This is a genomic window from Leifsonia sp. McL0618, from assembly GCF_049994905.1.
Lineage (GTDB): Bacteria > Actinomycetota > Actinomycetes > Actinomycetales > Microbacteriaceae > Diaminobutyricibacter.
Genome location: NZ_CP188258.1, coordinates 663915 through 682531, shown reverse-complemented (window position 1 = coordinate 682531; position 18617 = coordinate 663915). Strand labels below are relative to the sequence as shown.

22 protein-coding genes are annotated in these 18617 nt (G+C 68.9%); 8 read left to right on the top strand and 14 right to left on the bottom strand.

All coding sequences use genetic code 11. The features are described from left to right. Nucleotides 1–90: 90 nt before the first annotated feature. Entirely contained in the window at nucleotides 91–1224 is a 1134-nt protein-coding gene (locus ACPPVQ_RS03280; protein ID WP_426518597.1) for a lactonase family protein, read from the bottom strand. A gap of 136 nt (nucleotides 1225–1360) precedes the next feature. On the opposite strand from ACPPVQ_RS03280, the gene ACPPVQ_RS03275 reads away from it, so the two are divergent. After that, on the top strand, nucleotides 1361–2032 hold the full coding sequence (locus ACPPVQ_RS03275; RefSeq protein ID WP_426518595.1) for a sigma-70 family RNA polymerase sigma factor: 672 nt from the start codon (nucleotides 1361–1363) through the stop codon (nucleotides 2030–2032). Next, nucleotides 2029–2241, top strand: a complete 213-nt coding sequence (locus ACPPVQ_RS03270; RefSeq protein WP_426518593.1) for a hypothetical protein — start codon at nucleotides 2029–2031, stop codon at nucleotides 2239–2241. The genes ACPPVQ_RS03275 and ACPPVQ_RS03270 overlap by 4 nt, the downstream gene beginning before the upstream one ends. A 59-nt stretch (nucleotides 2242–2300) precedes the next feature. Here ACPPVQ_RS03270 and ACPPVQ_RS03265 read toward each other — a convergent pair whose 3' ends face one another. Continuing rightward, on the bottom strand, nucleotides 2301–3059 hold the full coding sequence (locus tag ACPPVQ_RS03265; RefSeq protein ID WP_426518591.1) for a GntR family transcriptional regulator: 759 nt from the start codon (nucleotides 3057–3059) through the stop codon (nucleotides 2301–2303). A gap of 82 nt (nucleotides 3060–3141) precedes the next feature. Here ACPPVQ_RS03265 and ACPPVQ_RS03260 point away from each other — a divergent pair, with 82 nt between their 5' ends. From ACPPVQ_RS03260 to ACPPVQ_RS03240, 5 genes are read left to right on the top strand one after another with little or no spacing between them, the layout of a single operon-like run. Next, on the top strand, nucleotides 3142–4020 hold the full coding sequence (locus tag ACPPVQ_RS03260; RefSeq protein WP_426518589.1) for an SMP-30/gluconolactonase/LRE family protein: 879 nt from the start codon (nucleotides 3142–3144) through the stop codon (nucleotides 4018–4020). Nucleotides 4021–4035: 15 nt separating this feature from the next. After that, nucleotides 4036–5001 (top strand): hypothetical protein, encoded by a 966-nt coding sequence (locus ACPPVQ_RS03255; protein WP_426518587.1) that lies wholly within the window; start codon nucleotides 4036–4038, stop codon nucleotides 4999–5001. Nucleotides 5002–5026: 25 nt separating this feature from the next. After that, nucleotides 5027–5830 (top strand): SDR family NAD(P)-dependent oxidoreductase, encoded by an 804-nt coding sequence (locus ACPPVQ_RS03250; RefSeq protein ID WP_426518585.1) that lies wholly within the window; start codon nucleotides 5027–5029, stop codon nucleotides 5828–5830. Between the two features lie 42 nt (nucleotides 5831–5872). After that, nucleotides 5873–6940 (top strand): mannonate dehydratase, encoded by a 1068-nt coding sequence (locus ACPPVQ_RS03245; protein ID WP_426518583.1) that lies wholly within the window; start codon nucleotides 5873–5875, stop codon nucleotides 6938–6940. Next, a complete protein-coding gene (locus ACPPVQ_RS03240) occupies nucleotides 6937–7695 on the top strand; it encodes an SDR family NAD(P)-dependent oxidoreductase (protein WP_426518581.1) in 759 nt (252 codons plus the stop codon). The genes ACPPVQ_RS03245 and ACPPVQ_RS03240 overlap by 4 nt, the downstream gene beginning before the upstream one ends. A gap of 28 nt (nucleotides 7696–7723) precedes the next feature. Here the strand turns inward: ACPPVQ_RS03240 and ACPPVQ_RS03235 are convergent, their stop codons facing one another. The 10 genes from ACPPVQ_RS03235 to ACPPVQ_RS03190 all read right to left on the bottom strand — a co-directional run bounded on the left by ACPPVQ_RS03235 (nucleotide 7724) and on the right by ACPPVQ_RS03190 (nucleotide 16781). Further along, nucleotides 7724–8938, bottom strand: a complete 1215-nt coding sequence (locus tag ACPPVQ_RS03235) for an acetyl-CoA C-acetyltransferase (protein WP_426518579.1) — start codon at nucleotides 8936–8938, stop codon at nucleotides 7724–7726. Then, nucleotides 8931–9584 carry a CoA transferase subunit B gene (locus ACPPVQ_RS03230; protein ID WP_426518577.1) on the bottom strand — a complete coding sequence of 218 codons (654 nt, stop codon included), beginning with the start codon at nucleotides 9582–9584 and terminating at the stop codon, nucleotides 8931–8933. Before ACPPVQ_RS03230 ends, ACPPVQ_RS03235 begins: the two co-directional genes overlap by 8 nt. A 1-nt stretch (nucleotide 9585) precedes the next feature. Continuing rightward, a complete protein-coding gene (locus tag ACPPVQ_RS03225; protein WP_426518575.1) occupies nucleotides 9586–10368 on the bottom strand; it encodes a CoA transferase subunit A in 783 nt (260 codons plus the stop codon). Next, nucleotides 10361–11578 (bottom strand): bifunctional 3-oxoadipate enol-lactonase/4-carboxymuconolactone decarboxylase PcaDC, encoded by a 1218-nt coding sequence (locus ACPPVQ_RS03220; RefSeq protein WP_426518573.1) that lies wholly within the window; start codon nucleotides 11576–11578, stop codon nucleotides 10361–10363. Before ACPPVQ_RS03220 ends, ACPPVQ_RS03225 begins: the two co-directional genes overlap by 8 nt. Then, entirely contained in the window at nucleotides 11575–12729 is a 1155-nt protein-coding gene (locus ACPPVQ_RS03215; RefSeq protein WP_426518571.1) for a lyase family protein, read from the bottom strand. Before ACPPVQ_RS03215 ends, ACPPVQ_RS03220 begins: the two co-directional genes overlap by 4 nt. Further along, nucleotides 12722–13312, bottom strand: a complete 591-nt coding sequence (gene pcaG / locus ACPPVQ_RS03210) for a protocatechuate 3,4-dioxygenase subunit alpha (protein WP_426518569.1) — start codon at nucleotides 13310–13312, stop codon at nucleotides 12722–12724. The genes ACPPVQ_RS03215 and pcaG overlap by 8 nt, the downstream gene beginning before the upstream one ends. Beyond that, the gene (gene pcaH / locus ACPPVQ_RS03205) at nucleotides 13305–14069 is read right to left on the bottom strand and encodes a protocatechuate 3,4-dioxygenase subunit beta (protein ID WP_426518567.1); all 765 of its coding nucleotides are present in this window, start codon (nucleotides 14067–14069) and stop codon (nucleotides 13305–13307) included. Before pcaH ends, pcaG begins: the two co-directional genes overlap by 8 nt. A 13-nt stretch (nucleotides 14070–14082) precedes the next feature. Then, nucleotides 14083–15252 (bottom strand): 4-hydroxybenzoate 3-monooxygenase, encoded by a 1170-nt coding sequence (locus ACPPVQ_RS03200; RefSeq protein ID WP_426518565.1) that lies wholly within the window; start codon nucleotides 15250–15252, stop codon nucleotides 14083–14085. A gap of 91 nt (nucleotides 15253–15343) precedes the next feature. Continuing rightward, nucleotides 15344–16099, bottom strand: a complete 756-nt coding sequence (locus ACPPVQ_RS03195) for an IclR family transcriptional regulator (RefSeq protein ID WP_426518563.1) — start codon at nucleotides 16097–16099, stop codon at nucleotides 15344–15346. A 46-nt stretch (nucleotides 16100–16145) separates the two neighbouring features. Beyond that, nucleotides 16146–16781 (bottom strand): NADPH-dependent F420 reductase, encoded by a 636-nt coding sequence (locus tag ACPPVQ_RS03190; RefSeq protein WP_426518561.1) that lies wholly within the window; start codon nucleotides 16779–16781, stop codon nucleotides 16146–16148. Nucleotides 16782–16931: 150 nt separating this feature from the next. On the opposite strand from ACPPVQ_RS03190, the gene ACPPVQ_RS03185 reads away from it, so the two are divergent. Further along, entirely contained in the window at nucleotides 16932–17384 is a 453-nt protein-coding gene (locus ACPPVQ_RS03185; protein ID WP_426518559.1) for an iron chaperone, read from the top strand. Between the two features lie 51 nt (nucleotides 17385–17435). Here the strand turns inward: ACPPVQ_RS03185 and ACPPVQ_RS03180 are convergent, their stop codons facing one another. Together ACPPVQ_RS03180 and ACPPVQ_RS03175 are read right to left on the bottom strand one after the other, a co-directional pair. Next, a complete protein-coding gene (locus ACPPVQ_RS03180; RefSeq protein WP_426518557.1) occupies nucleotides 17436–17696 on the bottom strand; it encodes a hypothetical protein in 261 nt (86 codons plus the stop codon). Between the two features lie 57 nt (nucleotides 17697–17753). Then, a complete protein-coding gene (locus ACPPVQ_RS03175) occupies nucleotides 17754–18614 on the bottom strand; it encodes a DeoR/GlpR family DNA-binding transcription regulator (protein WP_426518555.1) in 861 nt (286 codons plus the stop codon). Nucleotides 18615–18617 lie beyond the last annotated feature (3 nt).

The following is an 18617-nucleotide window of genomic DNA, read 5'->3' as shown; positions in this document are numbered from 1 at the left end:
CACCGGGCGGGGCGAACACCTATGAGGGGTGCGGAAAGTGGTCTGAACGCGCTGGCGAACGCCACTTTTCGCACCCCTCGGATCCGCGCCTTAAAGGGCTGCGATTCCCTCCCCGCCGATACCGTTGGGCACGACGACCGAGCCGACCGCGGTGAGGCTGCCGCCCGCCCCGATCCGGAACGCGTCGACGATGCCCGCCTTGCCGGTCTGCACGTAGAGGAAGTTGCCGTCTCCGGAGACCGCCGCATCCACCGTTCCCACGTCGGTCGGCGTGTTGCCGAGCGCTACGAGCGACCCGGTGCCGACGTCACGGAAGCCGGAAAGGCTGTTGCCTCCAGCGTTCGAGGCGAACAGGGATGCTCCGGTTCCAGCGATCCAGCAGGTCGCGGCCTGGCCCGTCGCGGCCTGTGCGACCAGTGCGAGGGTGCCGTCGGCCTGGATGCTGAACGTCGCGACCGCGTTGGTTCCGGCCTCGGCGACGACCAGGTGCCCGCCTGCGTCGAAGGTCACCGCGAACGGAACAGCACCCGATTCGACATTCTTCACCGGCTGGGGTGACAAGGCTCCGAAACGGCTCACCGCGAAGACGTCGATCGCACTGCCGTTACCCTTCGTCGTGACGACGAGCTTCGACCCGTCAGGCGTGAAAGCGACCTGCCCGGGGGTGCTGGTGAACTCGGGTGTCTGGGCGGCATTCAGGCCCAGTGCGCGATTCCAGGACGGAATCCGCACGAGCAGGTCGCCGAGCCGCACGTACCCTTGCACGGTGCCGCCGTTGCGCGCGTTCAGCACGTAGACGAACGCGCCGTGCGTCGCCACGCTGACCGGGAAGGCTCCGCCGGAGCCGAGCGTCTCGATGCGCAGGAGCCGGTCACCGCGAACCGCGAAGACCGTCACGGTGTCGCTGCCGGCATTCACCGCGTACAGCAGTCCCCGGTCGTAGACGAGCGACCCCTGCGATGCGAGATGGTCGACGACCGAACCCGCGAGCTGCCCGCCGAGTCCGCCGGTCGCATAGGTGCCGGCCTGGTGGAGGGAGCCGTCGGGCGCCCGGTCGTAGGCGACGACGGCATTGCCGGTGAGGCCGTCGGTCTGCACGAAGACGGCGGAGGCCGGATGATCGAATCCGGCAGGCGCCGGCGAGGCGAGCGCTGGGGTGGCGAAGAGCGCGGTCGCGGCGATGGCCGCCACTCCCGCAAAAGCAAGACGAACTGCGGTTCTCATGATTCTCCTTCGTTGCTTCGATGGTGGTGCTTCCCCGCGTTAGTGACGGCGGCACGCAGATGCTTACGCGCCGGGTCCGCCGCGCTCAGCGAAATCTCAGGTTCACGCCCGGGCGCGACCCCGTAGCATCGAGCACATGGACGCCACCGACGCGATTCCGCAGCCGCCGTGGCGCCCCTCCCCCGAAGCCGAGGCCGAGACCGCCGAGTGGCGACGTACGCTCACCGCGGGCGGAGCCGTGCAACGGGAGGCGACCAATCGCCTCTACGAACTGCTGCTGCGGGTGTCGCACAGCGAGGTGCAGCGACGTGCCGCCGCGATACGTGTCGCGGGGCCCGAACTCGACGACCTTGCGCACCAGGCGGCGGGGGATGCGGTGATCGCGGTCATCCGCCGACTCCACGAGTTCCGCGGGGAGAGCCGCTTCACGACCTGGGCGTGCAAATTCGCCATGTTCGAGGTGTCGACCAAAGTGGGCAGGCACTTCTGGCAGCATCCGACCGTTCCGCTCGAGGGCCCCGACTGGGAGCGACTGCCCGACCGCCTCGGCATCTCGCCTGAAGACGCGTCAGAGGATGCCGAGCTGCTCGCGGCCGTGCGGGATGCCGTCGAAACGCAACTGTCGCGGCGGCAGCGCCAGGTGTTCCTCGCAGTTGTCGTCGACGGCATCCCGATCGACGCCCTGGCGCTCCGTATGAAGTCCACGCGCGGCGCCCTCTACAAAACAGTGTTCGATGCGCGGCGAAAGTTGCGGGTCTACCTTGTCACTAACGGGTATCTGGAAGCCGACGGGAGGGAGACGCGATGAGCGCACGTTCCAGCCTCTCGGCCTTCCTGCGCACAGAGCCGGACGACGCCGGCTGCGACAAGACGATGTCGCTGATGCACGTCTACGTCGAGCTCATCCTCGCCGGCCTGGATGCGGCGAAGCGCTACCCCGGAATCGCAGCGCACCTGAAAGGGTGCGAGGGCTGCCGCAACGACTTCGAGGGCCTGCTCGCCGCCCTGTCGGCGTAGTGCTCTGGTTTACGCCGCGTGCGCGGCGTAGGTGCTCTCGGTTCCGGAAGAGGCGGCGCTCAGGGGGTGAAGTACTCCTGGTGCTTCCTTCGCAACTCCTCGGTGTCCCCGAGGATGCGATACGAGTGCTGATGGATGATCTCGACGCCATCGGCTTCATTGCGATTGTCGAGCGCATCGACGATCTGCTGGTGCTCGCGCACGACCTCCGGATAGTCGATGGCCGCCTCGAGGTTCAGGTGCCGCAGCCGGTCGAGCTGGAGCTTCGTTCCGCGAACGAGGTCCCACACGTGGGGAACGCCGGCCAATGCGAATACGAGCTGATGCAGGCGCTCGTCGGTTTCGAAGAACGCGTCCGGATCTTTGTCGAGTCCGGCCTGCCGGTTGCGGTCGACCATGATCTGCAGTTCTCGTGTCTCGAGGTCTTTCTTGCCGATCGCATCCTGGAAGGCACTGGTCTCCAGTGCGTTCCGGATGAACACCGCATCTTTCACCGACCGCATCGAGATCGGCGCGACCTGCGTGCCCACCTGTGGAACGACAGTGACCAGCCCGTGGTCCGCCAGCCGGGTTATCGCCTCGCGCGCGGGGGCCCGGCTGACCTGGAGCCAGGCGGCCACAGCCGGTTCGGACAACGCGGCCCCCGGAGGCAGGCGAAGACTTCGAATCGCCTCGCTGAGTTCGTCGTAGACCCAGTCGGACCGTCGGCCACCCGGCGGTGGCGGGGATGGCGGGCTCAGCTCGCCGAACACCTCGAAGGGTCGCCCCCTAGCCTGCACCCTGGAACCCGGATCAGGTGATGGCGACTCGGCCGACATGACGGTTCCTCTCACCGGCTGTACTTGCAAACAAGTATACAAGTACATATGCTCTAGCGAGAACACGAGAGGGACAACGACAGTGACGTCAGTGCAGGAATTCGACGAACCGCGTGTGGTCATCCGCGCCCGCTCCGAGGTCGGCGAAGGGCCGGTCTTCGACCACCGCACGGGACGGCTGGTGTGGGTGGACATCACCCGCGGCGACCTCTTCGAAACAGACCTCGCCACCGGCGACCAGTGGTCGACGACTCTGGCGACGATGCTCGGCGCCGCCGTTCCCCGGCAGAAGGCGCCCGGTTTCGCGGTGGCCGTCTCGGATGGCTACGGATTCGTTGCCGACGGTGAGCTGACGGTGGTCGCCCCCGACTTCACCTCACCTGACCTGCGCAGCAACGACGCCAAATGCGACTCGCGGGGCCGCCTCTGGGCCGGCATGAACGACATGGAGTTCATACCGGGCCGCGGAGCGCTTCGCGTCTGGGACGGAGGCACCGTCTCGCGTGTCGTTCACGAGGGCCTCACCCTCCCCAACGGTCTGGGCTGGAACGCCGACGACACCGAGTTCTACCTCGTCGACTCGATGGCGCGCCAGCTCTTGTCCGCTCCGTTCGATGCCGAGCGCGGCGAGATCGGCGACCTCGAGGTGGTGAGGACGTTCGACGAAGCGGACGGGCTGCCCGACGGGCTCACCGTCGACCAGGACGGCGGCATCTGGATCGCCATGTGGGGCGGCGGCCAGGTGCTGCGCGTCGACCGCCGCGGTCAGGTCACCGGCCGCGTGCAGATGCCGGTGGCGCAGCCGTCGTCGTGCGCATTCGGGGCGGATGGCACGCTCTACATCACGAGCGCCGCATCCGGCCTCGACGCCGACCAGCTGGACGCGCAGCCGGACGCCGGGTCGGTGTTCGCACTCGCCACCGGGACCCGCGGCGTCCCCGTCTCCGCGTTCGCCGGCTAGGACGGGAACCACGTAATGACCGCACTTCCCTCTCACGCGATCGTCCTTCGGAACAGGGAGCTCACCGTCGCCGTCGACCCGCGTCGCGGCGCCGAGGTGCTCTCCGTCGTCGACAACGACTCGGGATCCGAGGTGATGTGGTCGACACCGACGCGCGAGCGCGCCGAACAGGTGCTCGCCGGCGCGCCCGTCGTGAGCACCGACTCGTTCGCGAACTTCTTCGCCGGCTACCGCGGCGGCTGGCAGACACTGTCGCCGAATGCCGGAGCTCCGCGGCTCGTCCACGGCGCGCCGGTCGGCTTCCACGGCGAGGTGGCCATGTCGGCCTGGACGGTCGCCGAGGTCGGTGACCATTTCGCCATCCTGAGCCTCGCGCTCCTGAGCCTGCCGGTGCGTATCGAGCGGGACGTGAGACTGAGCGGCAACACCCTGCGGGTGCAGGACCGCCTGACCAACCTCAGCACCCAGGCGCTCGAGTTCGACTACGTGCAGCATCCGGCTTTCGGCGCGGACCTCTTGACCGACGAGTGCCGCATCGAAACCGGCGCACGGCGCTTCACCGCCGACCCGGAGACGACCGGGCCGTTGGCGGCGGGCGCAGAATTCGGTTGGCCGAACGCGACGACCATCGAGGGTGAGGCCCTCGACCTCCGGGTTCTTCGCGCGCCCGGTAGCGCCCACCTGGTCTTCGGCTGGCTCTCCGACTTCGATCGGCCCTGGTATCGGGTGACCAACACGCGCACGGGGCTCGCGGTCGAGGTCGAGTGGGATGCGGAACACCTGCCGTTCGCCTGGTTCTGGGAAGAGCTCAACTACAGCGAGGACTACCCGTGGTTCGGCCGCGCGCGCGTCATCGCCATCGAGCCGGCCAGCACCCAGACCTCGGGGCCGCACCGGCGTAGCGTGCTCGCCCTCGCACCAGAACAGACCACGACGATCACGACGAGCCTCAGCGTGTTGCACTCCGGCGCGACACACTGAGCTGAGACGAACGAGAGGAGCAGAGATGGCAGATCACGACGGAAAAGTCGTGCTGGTCACGGGCGGTTCACAAGGCATCGGCAAGGGCATCTGCCTGGCTTTCGCCCGCCAGGGAGCGTCCGTCGTCGTGCACGGCCTGGTTCAGGATGCTGCGGACCAGACGGTTGCAGAGATCGAGGCGGTCGGCGGCCGCGCTGTGGCGACCATCGGTCCGATCGACGACATTTCGACGAGTGAGCGCGCGGTCGCTCTCGCGCTGAGTGAGTTCGGGCGACTCGACCATCTGGCCACGTCGGCCGGAATCCAGAGGTATGGCGATGTGGTCGACACCACCCCCGCTCTCTGGGATGAGGTCTTCGACGTGAACGTGAAGGGCGTCTACCTGGCAGCGCACGTCGCGCTTCCCGCCATCCGCTCGACCGGAAACGGCAGCGTCGGAGTGATCTCCTCCGTCCAGGGTGTCGCAAACCAGAACCTCGTCGCCGCGTATGTCGCGAGCAAGGGCGCACTGAATGCGCTGTGCCGGGCGATGGCGGTGGATGAGGCGGCATACGGGGTGCGGGTGAACAGCGTGCTGCCCGGCTCGGTCGACACCCCGATGCTCCGGAATTCGGCGGCCGAGTTCTCCGACGGCACCCCTGCGGGGATCGAGTCGGTTCTCGCGAACTGGGGCAGCGCGCATCCGCTCGGCCGGATCGCCCAGCCGGGCGAGATCGGTGAAGTCGTCTCGTTCCTCGCGAGCGACCGCGCGAGCTTCGTCACCGGAGCCCAGATCACCGTCGACGGCGGACTGCTCTGCCGCATCGCCGCACCGCTTCCCGACGCCTGATCCGGCGCCGGCCCACCGACGACTTGCCACGAAAGGTCACCGATGTCCACGATAAAACTGAGCGAGATGCTGCCGCCGCGGCCGGAGGCATCCTGGAAACTCATCAAGCAGTGCGGGGTCGACACGATCGTCGGGCTCCTCAACGGTGCTGAGCAGGACCAGCGGATGTTCGCATCCGTCGGCGCCAAGGGTTTCGGCGACATCGACGCCGACGATGTTCCCTGGGGAAAGAAGGCACTTAAGCACAACGCCGAACTGTTCTCCGACCACGGCTTCAGCGTCGTCGGCTTCGAAGACAGCGCCCCGATGGACAAGGCGCGCCTGGGCCTCCCCGGCCGCGACGAGGAGATCGACAACGTCATCACCCAGGTGAAGGCGATGGGTGAGCTGGGCATCCCCACCCTCTGCTACAACTGGATGGCGCTGTCGAGCTGGGGCCGCACCGACACAGCCATCCCGGCCCGCGGTGGCGCTCTCGTCACCGGCTTCGAGCTGAAAGTGTCAGAAGAGAAGCCTCCCCTCGTGCAGCCCGGCGAGGTCACCCCGGAACAGATGTGGTCGGCGCTCGAATACTTCCTGAAAGCGGTCGTGCCGGTGGCAGAGGAGTCCGGCGTTCGCCTCGGACTGCATCCGGATGACCCGCCCCGCCCCTGGGACCGGAACCTTCCACGCATCATGAGCTCGGTCGCCGCCTACCGCCGGCTGCTGGAGATCGTCCCCTCGGAGAACAGTGGCATCACCTTCTGCCAGGGCAACTTCGCCCTCATGCGCGAAGTGATCGACGGTGAGACCGACCTGCCGAGCCTGATCCGGGAGTTCGGGTCGGAGAAGATCCCTTTCGTGCACTTCCGCGATGTCAAAGGCACGGTCGAGAAGTTCGAGGAGACCTTCCACGACGCCGGCCAGACCGACCTTCCCGAATGCATGCGCGCCTACCACGAGATCGGTTTCGAGGGCCCGATGCGACCCGATCACGTTCCGACCCTCGCCGGAGAGTCGAACCAGCGCCCGGGATACGAAACACTCGGACGCCTGTTCGCAATCGGCTACATCCGCGGCCTGGAGCAGGCAGCATACGGGCACCCCGCCTCGAAGGAGAACAACGCATGAGCAGCCAGGTTCGACCTCTCCACGTCGACGACTTCCGCGGTCGCCGTGCGATCGTGACCGGGGCGGGGTCCGGCATCGGGCTCGAACTGGTGCACGGGCTGCTGGCGCGCGGTGCAGAGGTCGTCGGCATCGATCTCGCGACAGACCGGATCCCCGACGGTGTGCTGCGCCTGAGCGCCGATATCTCCCAGGCCGACCAGGTGGATGAGGCGGTGCGCGCAGCGCTCGCCGAGGGCCCGGTCGACACCCTGTTCAACAATGCGGGCATCGGTTCGACGAAGAATCTCATCGACTGCGAGCCGGAGGAGTGGGATCGCGTCTTCAGCGTGAACGTGCGCGGCACCTACCTGATGAGCAGGGCAGTGCTGCCCGGGATGCTCGAAGCCGGTCACGGCGTCATCGTCAACACCGCGTCGGTGGCGGGGTCGATCGGGCTCCCCGACCGGGCAGCGTACTGCGCGAGCAAGGGTGCTGTCATCGCCCTGACGAAACAGATCGCTGTGCAGTGGGCGAAGGCGGGCATCCGCTGCAACTGCATCTGCCCCGGCACGGTCGACTCACCCTGGGTGGGCCGCCTGCTGGATGAGGCCGGCGATCCGGTCGCGCACCGCGCGGAGCTCGTCGCGCGGCAGCCGCTCGGGCGTCTCGGCACGCCCAGCGAGGTCGCCGCGGCAGCGCTGTACCTGGCGAGCGACGCGGCGTCGTTCATCACGGGATCTGAACTCGTGATCGACGGCGGCATCACCGCCGCGTAGCCTCGGGTCGGCGCCTCTCGCGGCGAGCTCAGACGCGCTCGAACACCGCGGCGAGCGCCTGGCCACCGCCGATGCACATCGTCTCGACGGCGAGCGTTCCGTCGAGGGCAGGGAGCTCGTTCGCGAGTGTCGCCAGCATGCGCAGACCGGTCGCACCAATCGGATGCCCGATCGAGATGCCGCTGCCGCGCGGGTTGAGTCGCGGGTCTTCCGCGTCGATGTTCCAGTCGGCGAGGCAGGCGAGCACCTGCACGGCGAACGCCTCGTTGAGTTCGAGCAGGTCGACGTCGGACCAGCCGAGGCCGGCCCGTTCGAGCGCGCGATGGGCCGCGGGCACCGGTGCGATGCCGAAGACGCGCGGGTCCACGCCGGCCACAGCCCAGGACCGCAGCCGGATGCCCGGGGTGAGGCCGAGCGCCGCAGCCCGTGCCGGGGTGGTCACGATACACGCGGCGGCCGCATCGTTCTGCCCGCTCGAGTTGCCCGCAGTCACCGTCGCGTCGGGGTCGGCCCGCTGCAGCACTGGCCGCAGCCCGGCGAGGGCTTCGAGGGAGGTGTCGGCCCTCGGATGCTCGTCACGGTCGACGACGACGGCTCCGCGGCGCGCCGGCACCTCCACGGGCACCAACTCGGCGTCGAACGCGCCTGATTCCTGGGCGGCGACGGCCCGCTGGTGCGAGCGGAGCGAGAGTGCGTCCTGGGCTTCGCGTGTGATCCCGTACCGGCGGCGCAGCTCTTCGGCGGTGCCGACGTTGCCTTCCGGGGTCGGATAGTCGCGGCCGCCGACGGTCTCCCGGCCCCGGGCGAGTGCGTCGTGCAGAAACAGCCCACCCGGCGGCAGGCCACGACGACCCTGCTCGGTGTAGAGCGGCGCGTTCGACATGGACTCGGCACCCAGCGCGACGACGACATCGCTCACGCCGGTCTGCACTTCCATGGCGGCGTTCACGACGGCCTGCAGGCCCGAGCCGCAGCGCCGGTCGAGCTGGTAGCCGGTGGTCGTCACCGGGAAGCCTGCGTTGAGCGCAGCGACGCGGCCGAACGCCGGCGCCTCCATCGTCGGGTATCCCTGCGAGCCGATGACGCCATCCACCGCGGCCGGGTCGATTCCGGTGCGCTCGACGAGAGCGCGCAGCACGGTCTCGGCAAGCTGGAGTGCGCTCAGCGGTGCGAGAACACCGCCCATGCGGCCGACGGGTGTTCGCAGAGGCGAACAGATGACGACATCGCGCAGCTCAGGCATCCGCGGACTCCCCGAGGGCGATGGTCAGTTGCGCGCCTGTCGCGGCGACGACCTCCTCGACCGTCACCCCGGGAGCGAGCTCCCGCAGTACGAGCCCGTCGTCGGTGACGTCGATGACGGCGAGATCGGTGATGATGCGATCGACGCACGCGCGCCCGGTCAGCGGAAGTGTGCAGTGTTCGACGAGCTTCGCCGACCCGTCCCTGGCGACGTGTTCCATCACCACGATCACGCGCTCGGCGCCGTTGACCAGGTCCATGGCGCCGCCCATCCCTTTGACCATCTTTCCGGGGACGGCCCAGTTCGCGATGTCGCCGGCGGCGGAGACCTGCATCGCACCGAGCACAGCGGTCGCGATACGGCCGCCTCGGATCATTCCGAAGCTCGCCGCCGAGTCGAAGTAGCTCGCGCCCGGCAGCACGGTCACCGTCTCTTTGCCCGCGTTGATGAGCTTCGGGTCTTCTTCGCCTTCCCACGGGTAGGGACCGACACCGAGGATGCCGTTCTCGGAGTGCAGCACGACGTGCACACCCTCGGGGAGGTGGTTGGGGATGAGCGTCGGCAGCCCGATGCCGAGGTTCACGTAGTCGCCGTCGGTCAGTTCGAGGGCAGCACGTGCGGCCATCTCGTCGCGAGTGCGCGCCATGTCAGTGTCCCTCCGGTCGCGGCCGGACCGTGACCTTTTCAATGGGCAGGTCGGAGGACTGCTGGGCTGTCAGCACGACGACCCGGTCCACGTAGATGCCGGGGAGATGAATGTCGTCCGGGTCGATTTCGCCGGGCTCCACGAGACGGTCGACCTCGGCGATCGTGACGCGTCCGGCCATCCCGGCCAGCGGGTTGAAGTTGCGGGCCGACTTCTCGAAGCGGAGGTTGCCGTGGCGATCGCCCACGGCAGCCCGGACGAGTCCGAAGTCGGTACTGATGGCCGTCTCCAGCACGTATTCGCGGGCGCGCCCGAACACGTCGAACGGCCTCAGTTCTTTCGGCCCGCTCTGCTCTGCCACCGAGCCGTCCGCGGCGTAGCGGATGGGCATCCCCCCGTCGGAGACGGCCGTGCCGGCCCCGGTCGCGGTGTAGAACGCGGGGATGCCGACGCCGCCCGCCCGCAACCGCTCGGCGAGAGTTCCCTGCGGCGTGAGCTCGACCTCCACTTCGCCGCCGAGGTACTGTCTCGCGAATTCCTTGTTCTCGCCGATGTAGCTGGCGATCACCCGACGGATGCGCCCGGCCGCCAGCAGTTCGCCGAGCCCCCAGCCGTCGACGCCGCAGTTGTTGCTGACGACCTCGAGCCCGTCGATGCCCCGCTCGAGCAACGCGCGGATCAGAACGATCGGCACGCCGGAGAGCCCGAACCCGCCGACAGCGAGAGAGGCTCCGGCTGGGATGTCGGCGACGGCTTCGGCGGCGCTCGCGTAGGTCTTATCCATTGGTCTCCTCGGGGTGGGCTGCGCGTTCGGCCTCGGATCCGGGCTTGGCCCCATCACGCTGCTCTGCGAACACCTCGCGCATCACGGCGAGAGCAGCATTCGCAGCCGGGAGTCCCGCATACAGCGCGGTGTGGTGGATCACTTCAGCGATCTGGGTGCGCGTCAGCCCGTTGCGGAGCGCCGCGCGCACGTGCATCCGCAGTTCGGCCTCGTGGCCTCCGGTCACCAGGCTGGCGAGTGTCGCGATGGAGCGCTCGGCCCTGGTGAGCTGCGGGCGGGCCCAGACCTCGGCCCAGGCGTACCGGGTGATGAAGTCCTGGAAGTCTGCGGTCTCCGGGGTGATCGCAGCGGTCGCGCGGTCCACGTGTTCGTCGCCCAGCACAGCGCGGCGCACGGCCATTCCGCGCTCCGATGCACTCGGCGTTCGCAAGTGGTCCGCGAGCAGTGCGGCAGTCGCATCCGGGTCTTCCAGCGGAGCGAGATGGCCTGCATCGGGCAGCTCCACGAACCGGGCGCCGGGCAGCGATGCGGCCAGTTCGTGCATCGACGCCGGCGTGCACACGGGGTCGTGGCCCCCTGCGACGATGAGCGCCGGAGCGTGCACCTGGGCCAGGGCTTGCGAGCGGTCGAACGCGCCGAGCGCTTCGCAGCACCGAGCGTAGGACTCGTCGTCGATCTCCATCAGAGTGCTGAGCGCCCGCGGGCCGGGTCCGTCGGGATGCGCGTCCAGATAGCCGGGTGCGAACCAGCGTTCGGCGCTTCCCGCGACGACCGAGGAGGTGCCGGATGCCCGGACCTGCGCGGCGCGCTGAGCCCACGACTCAGGGCTGCCGATCCTCGCGCCCGAGCAGAACATGGCGAGGCTGAGCACGCGCTCTGGCGTTGCGATCGCGAGTTCGAGCGCGACCGCGCCACCGAGGGAGTCGCCGGCGACGTGGAACGCTCCCCCACCGAGTTCGTCGACGAGGCTCAGCACACCGGCGGCCAGGTCGGAGACGGTCAGCTTGTCGCGGGTGACAGGCGATGCGCCGTGCCCGGGCAGGTCGACCCGGAGGATGCGCGGCGCCTCCGACGTGGCCGTCAGCCTGGCGACCACGCCATCCCAGAGGTCTGTGGTCGTGCCGAGCGACGGAAGCAGGACGAGCAGCGGACTTGCCGCTGCGGTAGAGGCCGCCGGCGACAGGTATCCGCGGAGGGTGGGAACGGTCACTGGGGCCTCTCGGTTTCGGGGGTGAGCGCGACGAACCGGGCGACGGCCGCATCCACGACGGTACCGGCCGCGGCCACCGCCACATCCGATGCGGGCGCGGTCGATGCGGTCGCGGCCGGCGCGCTCACGACGAGGTGGGAGACGGCATGCGCGAGCACCGCCGCGCTTTCGGCGGCGAGGCGCAGCAGCCCGCGCCAGGCCTGCCATTCGGCGTGCCATTCGCCCGCCGGCCGCGCATCGGAACTGAGCGCTGCGGCGTGAAGGGTCGCGATCAGGCCCGCGGCGCGCAGGCCGTTGGCGGTGAGGATCACGGCATCCACAGGGTTGCGCTTGTGGGGCATTGCGGATGACGCGCCACCGCTGTCAGGCAGGAGGGTGCCGTCGCGCGCCCCGAGGGCAAGGTCTCTTCCCACGCGCCCCGCCGTCGCGCACACCTGGGCAGCCGCCGCCGCGACGGCGAGGACCGGCGCGCGGTCGGTGTGCCAGGCACGCCCGGGGTCGGCCAGACCGAGGTGCTCGGCAAGGGAGGCGCGCAGTGCCCAGGGCGCATCCGCCCGGCCGGAGAGACGTTCGAACGCTTCGCCGGTGCCGACGGCTCCCCCGAGCTGGACCGGGAACGCTGCTGCGTCGACGGCCGCCACCGACGACGACACGGCATCGAGCCACGCGGCCATGGCGGCGCCGAGGGTGGTCGGCTCCGCTGCCTGGCTGAGCGTGCGCGCGACGTACGGTGTCATCCTCTCGCGCTGGGCAAGGGCGCCGAGCGCGTTGCCCGCCTCGGCGAGCTGGTGGCGTGCCCCGCCGAGCGCTCCACGCGAGACGAGCATGAGTGCGGAATCGACGATGTCCTGGCTGGTCGCTCCACGGTGCACGTTCGCGGCCTGCTCGCCCGCCTGCACCCTGAGCTGTTCGACCAGCGCCACGACCGGCACACCGTCGGCCCGGACTCCGGCGAGCAGGGCATCGCGGTCGACTGCGGAACTGTCGAGCAGCGCGGCAAGCGCTTCGCCATCAGTGCCGTCGAGGTCGGCCCAGGCGAGCACGAGGGCACGCTCCACGTCGACGAGCGCCTCCAGCACAGCGTCGTCGGAGGCAGCCATGCCGGACTGGCCGGCCGGCTCGAGCAGTCCCCAGTCGAAAGGGTCAGCCACGGCCATCCCCCCGGAAGTCGATGAACACGGTCTCGCCGTCGCCCTGGAGGCGAATGTCGAACCGGTAGCTCCGCTCCGCGTCGGGCGCGGCCATGAGGGTCGTGCGCCGGGACTCGTGCACGCCGGCGAGGAAAGGATCGGTCACGTTGAGTTCGGGTTCGTCGCCGAAGTAAGCACGGGTGAAGAGGTGGTGCAGCAGGCCGCGCGCGAACACCGTGACAAGCAGGTGGGGGGCGACCCCTTCCCGGGTCGGTCCGGGTTTGACCGTGGTGAACGAATACACCCCGGTGCGGTCGGTCGGCGCGCGCCCGAAGCCGGTCACCGTGTAGCCGTCGCGGGTGATGCTGCCCGCGCGGGCGATCGGGACGCCGTCGCCGTCTGCACCCCAGACCTCGAGCAGCGCATCCGGAACCGGCTCGCCGGCCCCGTCGTAGACGATGCCATGCAGGCGGATGGCGTCGGCTCGCCATGGTGCAGCAACCTGCGGCCCGCCGTCGTAGGGCAGGGCAAACCCGTAGAAGGGGCCGATCGTCTGCGACGGCGTCTGGAGGAATTCCCGGGCGGCGTTCGTGTCTTCAGGCATGCTCGCCTTCCTCCGGCTCCATCCAGGTGGCCCTGCTGCCGGTGAGCACGATGTCCCAGCGGTAGCCGAGCGCCCATTCCGGCTCGCTCAGCTCGTGATCGTACCCGGCGACGAGACGCTGGCGCGCAGCCGGGTCGACGATCGACTGGTAGATCGGGTCGAGCGCGAACAGCGGGTCGCCAGGGAAGTACATCTGGGTGATCAGCCGCTGCGTGAACTGCGTTCCGAACAGCGAGAAATGGATGTGCGCCGGCCGCCACGCGTTGCGGTGGTTGCGCCACGGGTACGGCCCCGGCTTGATCGTGATGAACCGGTAGGAGCCGTCGTCGTCGGTGATCGCACGGCCGACGCCGCTGAAGTTGGGGTCGAGCGGGGCAGGATGCTGGTCGCGTTTGTGCACGTACCGCCCGCCCGCGTTGGCCTGCCAGATCTCGATCAGCTGGCCGCGAACCGGGTGTCCGTCGCCGTCGAGCACCCGGCCGGTGACCACGATGCGTTCGCCCTGCGGCTCACCGCTGTGCTGGATGGTGAGGTCGTTCTCGAGTTCACCGACATCGGAATGCCCGAAGGCGGGCGAGACGAGTTCGATCTCTTCCGGGTCGGCACGCACGAGCTCGTGGGTCGGGTGACGGAGCACGGAGCTCCGGTACGGTGCGAAGTCGCGCAGCGCCTGCTGCGGCAGCGGACCGGCGGAGACCGCAGCAGCATGCGCGGCCGCGATCTCGGCGCTGATCTGGTTTTGGGTGGGTTCTGTCATGTGATGTGCCTTCTCAGAACGGGAGTCCGGCGTATTGTTCGGCGAGCGCCGCTTCGGCATGCCGCGACGCTGTGGTGAATTCGAGCCGGCCGACCTGGCTGCGATAGCGGAACGCCGCTTCGGATGGCGCGAGGCGGCGATCGACGTGAAGCAGCTCCGTCATCCACTGGGAGAACTGCTGCACCTTCCACTGGCGAGCGAGTGCGGAGCCGCTGTATGCACGCAGCGGCGACTCGTCGCCGCCGTGCTGTGCGATGAGGGCGCGCCCGAGGAGTGCCACGTCGGCGATGGCGGAATTGAGTCCTTTCGCCCCGGTCGGCGGCACGATGTGGCCTGCGTCTCCGGCGAGGAAGAGCCGGCCGTGCTCGAGCGTGGAGGCGACGAAGCTGCGCATCGGGGTGATCGATTTCTCGGTGATCGGGCCTTGCTGCAGTGTCCAGCCGGGGACCCCGAGGCGCTCCTGGAGCGCATCCCAGATGCGGTCATCCGACCACTCCTCGATGGATTCGTCGGGGTCGACCTGGAGGTAGAGCCGCGAGACCTCGAGCGACCGCATCGAGTGCATGGCGAAGCCGTCGGGGTGCAGGGCGTAGATGAGATCGTCGGTGGACGGGGCGACATCGGCCAATATGCCGAGCCAGGCATACGGGTAGCCGCGCTCGTAGGCGGCAACCCCGGGAATGGCCGGCCGGCATACTCCGTGATAGCCGTCGGCGCCCACGATGAAGTCGGCATCGACGCGAAGCTCGTCACCCGCGTCACGGGCCGTGACGTACGGAGCGTTCGAATCGATCGCGTGGGGAAGCACGGCATCAACGTCGAACCGAACGTCGGAGCCGAAACGGTCGTGTTCGGCGAGAAGGTGCCGCACAAGCGCCTGCTGCCCGTAGATGGTGACGGTGCGACCGACCAGTTCGAGGAAGTCGACGTGGTGGCGCTGCCCTTCGTACTGCAGGTAGATGCCGTGGTGGGTGAGCCCGCGCTCCTGGAGGTCGGCGTCGAGGTCGAGGTCGCGCAGGATGTCGACGGAGCCCTGCTCGAGCACGCCGGCCCGGATGCGCCCGAGCACGTAGTCGCGCGACTTCTGTTCGAGGATCACGAAGTCGATGCCGGCGCGGCGCAGGATGTGACCGAGCAGGAGTCCGGCTGGACCGGCTCCGATGATGGCGACCTGCGTTCGCACGGCTCCGCCTTTCGCGTCGATGGGAAGGTCTGTCCATCGTCACGGATGGGCATCGTCGGCGGGTACGGATTCCCACTGAGCGGAAAGGTAATCAGCTGCGGTAGCCGAGCGCACCCGACATACCGCGGGCCGCCATCCGCACACCGAGCGGAAACTGCGGCTCGTCCACGCGCTCGACGTGGGCGATGACCGAGACCGCGGCCACCACCTCGCCGGCCGCGTCGCGCACCGGCGCGGCGACCGAGAATGCGCCGCGGGTGAGTTCTTCGACCGACGTGGAGAGCCCGGTTGCGCGGATGCCCGCCAGTCGCGAACGCAGTTCGGCCTCACCGGTGAGCGTGTTGGCGAGGAATTTGCGCGGGGGCCCGTCCAGAACGTCGGCGAAGACCTGTTGGGGCGCGTAGGCCAGGAGCGCGAGTCCGACGGCGGTCGCATGCAGCGGGAGGCGCGAGCCCACATCGCTGATCACGGGTACGGCGCCCGGGCCGGAGAGGCGCTCGAGATAGACGACGCCAAGCCCATCGCGAACAGCGAGGTGGACGTGTTCGCCGGTCGCCTCCAGCAGGTCGTCGAGGTAGGGGCGGGCCACATCGCGGAGCCGGCGGGCCGTCGGCTGCCGCACGCCCAGCCGCCAGAGCTTCATGCCGACCCGGTAGCGCCCGTCGTCACCGCGCACGAGGCCACCCCAGGCGACCCACTCGGCGAGCAGGCGGTGGGCGGTGGAGGTCGGCAGTCCGGCCCGGCGCGCGACCTCGCTGAGAGTCAGCTCTCCGCCACTCTCGAATGCATCGGCGATGGCGAAGACGCGCTCTGCGACACTGCGCTCGTCGCCCGCACCTCCGGCCATGCGGCCAGCCTAAGGTGCGGCTGACGAAAGTCGGGACTTTCGCCGATCAGCCCGCGAGCAAACGTACGCCGACGTAGGAAGCGAAGCCGCGCGCGACGAGATCCACCTCGAAACCGGTGAGATTCTCCAGGTGGCGGGCCACCCGGAGGCCGCCGACATCGATGGGGAGGCAGCCGATCGCCTCGGCGAGCCCTGCGACGATCGCCTTCGCCGGCTCATCGTCGGAGGCGATGAACACCTGGACGGGTCCACCCTCCGGCTCGGGATCGGCCCCTGCTCGATCGGTGAGCCGCTCGGCGTAGATCGTGTTGAACGCCTTAACTACCCGGGCGCGGGGCGCGGCCGCCGCGATGCGCTCGGCGAGCGACGCTCCCCCGGCGTACCGGCTCTCCCAGTGCGGCGGATCGATGGGATTGTTGAGGTCGATGAGTACGACGCCGTCGAGCACGGGGGCGATCGCGCCGACCACATCGAGCACGGCGCGATCGTCGACCGCAACGATCACCACATCCGACCCGGCCGCCGTTCGGTGATCGACACCGGCCGAAGCGTGCAGCTCATCACTCAGCCGCTCGGCTCTGGCCGGATCGCGCGAACCGATGACGACCTCGTGCCCCGCCCCGATCAGACCTGTTCCCAAAGCCCGGGTCATCGGGCCGGTTCCCAGAATTCCGATGCGCATGAGGGCGACTCTAGGGCGTCGCCCACGAAAGGTGCGAGAAGCGGTCTCCCGGCGCCGGATAAACCACTCTGCGCGACTTTCGTGCGCTCGCAGAGCCGAGGCTTCAGGGTTAGGTTCGTCGGAGGGGATCGAACCGAAGGGGAGCAGCCGATGAGCGATACGGACGAGACCAAAGCGCCTGAAGCTTTCACCGCTGAGGAGCGCGCGGCGATGAAGCAGCGAGCCACAGAAGTGAGGACGGACTCACGCCGGGGAGCGAAGCCCCACGCGGCAGCCGACGAGGCCGACGTGATGGAGAAGATCGCCGGGATGGAAGAGTCCGACCGCGAAATGGCGCTGCGCGTCCATGCCATCGTCACGGAAAGCGCTCCCGAACTCGCGCCGAAGCTCTGGTACGGGATGCCCGCCTACTACAAGAACGGAAAGAACATCTGCTTCTTCCAGCCCGCGAAGAAGTTCAAGACGCGGTACGCAACGCTCGGGTTCAACGACCCGGCACGCCTTGACGACGGAACGATGTGGCCCGTCGCATACGCGATCACGACGCTGGATGCGGACGCGACGGCGCGGATCGGCGAACTGGTCAGGCGCGCGGCCGGCTGACGTCCCCATCCAGCGCGGGCCGCTCCTGGCGGTTCACACAACAGGGCCGGGTCACTCTCCGCGCAGCGCCTGCCGATCCTGGGATTCCCGGATGAGCGCCTGCACCTCCGCGGGCGACAGGTCGTACGAGACGCTCACCGTGATCGTGCCGCCCCGGGGGCCGTAGTCGGTGAGTTCGACGGTGCGGATCACATGGTCGTCGCCGAAGTTCAGGTCGGGACGCGTCGCCAGGTAGGCGCGCCCTTCCTCCTCGTACATCCAGTACCCCATGACGTAGTCGTCGGTCTCGGGTCTCGAGTCGTCTGCTTCCATGGTCGAACGGTACGCCCCTGCGGCGTCCGCACTCAAGAGAATACGAGTCTTCCTCGCTTATTTGCCCACGTCGACGACGACGACCTCCACGCCGGCGGCGCGCAGGCGGTCCAGTTCGGCCGGATCGGCGGTGCTGTCCGTGATCAGCATCTCCACCTGCCCGATGTCGGCAACCTGCGCAAGCGCGACCGCGCCGACCTTCGAGCCGTCGGCCACGACGACCGTGCGCTGCGCCTTCGTCACCATCGCCAGGTTCGTGCGCGCTTCGGTCTCGTCGTGCGTCGTCACGCCGGTCGACGCGCTGATGCCGTCCGCCCCCAGGATCGCGGTGCCGACGTTGACGGCGTTGAACGTGCTCTCGGCCAGCGCACCGACCAGCTCCAGCGACTGTGGACGAAGGAAGCCGCCCGTCATCACGACGCGCACTCCGGAGTACCCCGAGAGCAGGCCGGCGATGGTCAGGGAGTTCGTCACCACGGCGATGTCGCGGTGATTGGCCAGGGCACGGGCGACGCTCGCGGTCGTCGTGCCGCCGCTCAGGGCGATGACGTGCTTCTCTGGCGGGAGCCGCTGCACCATGGCCTTCGCGATCGCGCGCTTGGCCTCCTGGAACCGCGTATCCCGCAACGCGACGGGGATCTCGCGTCCGCGCTCGAGCGCCGTTACTCCCCCGTGCGTGCGCACGACCAGATTCTGGTCTGCCAGGTCGGAGAGGTCGCGGCGCGCTGTCGCCGCCGAGATGTCGAGTGTCTCTGCGAGTTCGGCGAGGCTGACCGACCCGCGCTCCGAGACGAGGTCGAGGATGGCGACCATGCGCTGGGCACGGCGTCCCGACGTGACACCTGCGATCACAGATTGAGCAGCCGCGGCGACCATGACCCATCCCTTCAGCGAGTGGATCGTAAATCGATCACTCATTCT

What these genes read in the sequence shown, in the direction of transcription:
- ACPPVQ_RS03265 (WP_426518591.1), bottom strand. Translation starts at nt 3,059, where the DNA reads ATGTCGGCCGAGTCGCCATCACCTGATCCGGGTTCCAGGGTGCAGGCT.
- ACPPVQ_RS03235 (WP_426518579.1), bottom strand. Translation starts at nt 8,938, where the DNA reads ATGCCTGAGCTGCGCGATGTCGTCATCTGTTCGCCTCTGCGAACACCC.
- ACPPVQ_RS03255 (WP_426518587.1), top strand. Translation starts at nt 4,036, where the DNA reads ATGACCGCACTTCCCTCTCACGCGATCGTCCTTCGGAACAGGGAGCTC.
- ACPPVQ_RS03280 (WP_426518597.1), bottom strand. Translation starts at nt 1,224, where the DNA reads ATGAGAACCGCAGTTCGTCTTGCTTTTGCGGGAGTGGCGGCCATCGCC.
- ACPPVQ_RS03175 (WP_426518555.1), bottom strand. Translation starts at nt 18,614, where the DNA reads ATGAGTGATCGATTTACGATCCACTCGCTGAAGGGATGGGTCATGGTC.
- pcaH (WP_426518567.1), bottom strand. Translation starts at nt 14,069, where the DNA reads ATGACAGAACCCACCCAAAACCAGATCAGCGCCGAGATCGCGGCCGCG.
- ACPPVQ_RS03190 (WP_426518561.1), bottom strand. Translation starts at nt 16,781, where the DNA reads ATGCGCATCGGAATTCTGGGAACCGGCCCGATGACCCGGGCTTTGGGA.
- ACPPVQ_RS03185 (WP_426518559.1), top strand. Translation starts at nt 16,932, where the DNA reads ATGAGCGATACGGACGAGACCAAAGCGCCTGAAGCTTTCACCGCTGAG.
- ACPPVQ_RS03245 (WP_426518583.1), top strand. Translation starts at nt 5,873, where the DNA reads ATGTCCACGATAAAACTGAGCGAGATGCTGCCGCCGCGGCCGGAGGCA.
- ACPPVQ_RS03180 (WP_426518557.1), bottom strand. Translation starts at nt 17,696, where the DNA reads ATGGAAGCAGACGACTCGAGACCCGAGACCGACGACTACGTCATGGGG.
- ACPPVQ_RS03250 (WP_426518585.1), top strand. Translation starts at nt 5,027, where the DNA reads ATGGCAGATCACGACGGAAAAGTCGTGCTGGTCACGGGCGGTTCACAA.
- ACPPVQ_RS03275 (WP_426518595.1), top strand. Translation starts at nt 1,361, where the DNA reads ATGGACGCCACCGACGCGATTCCGCAGCCGCCGTGGCGCCCCTCCCCC.
- ACPPVQ_RS03240 (WP_426518581.1), top strand. Translation starts at nt 6,937, where the DNA reads ATGAGCAGCCAGGTTCGACCTCTCCACGTCGACGACTTCCGCGGTCGC.
- ACPPVQ_RS03225 (WP_426518575.1), bottom strand. Translation starts at nt 10,368, where the DNA reads ATGGATAAGACCTACGCGAGCGCCGCCGAAGCCGTCGCCGACATCCCA.
- ACPPVQ_RS03195 (WP_426518563.1), bottom strand. Translation starts at nt 16,099, where the DNA reads ATGGCCGGAGGTGCGGGCGACGAGCGCAGTGTCGCAGAGCGCGTCTTC.
- ACPPVQ_RS03270 (WP_426518593.1), top strand. Translation starts at nt 2,029, where the DNA reads ATGAGCGCACGTTCCAGCCTCTCGGCCTTCCTGCGCACAGAGCCGGAC.
- pcaG (WP_426518569.1), bottom strand. Translation starts at nt 13,312, where the DNA reads ATGCCTGAAGACACGAACGCCGCCCGGGAATTCCTCCAGACGCCGTCG.
- ACPPVQ_RS03230 (WP_426518577.1), bottom strand. Translation starts at nt 9,584, where the DNA reads ATGGCGCGCACTCGCGACGAGATGGCCGCACGTGCTGCCCTCGAACTG.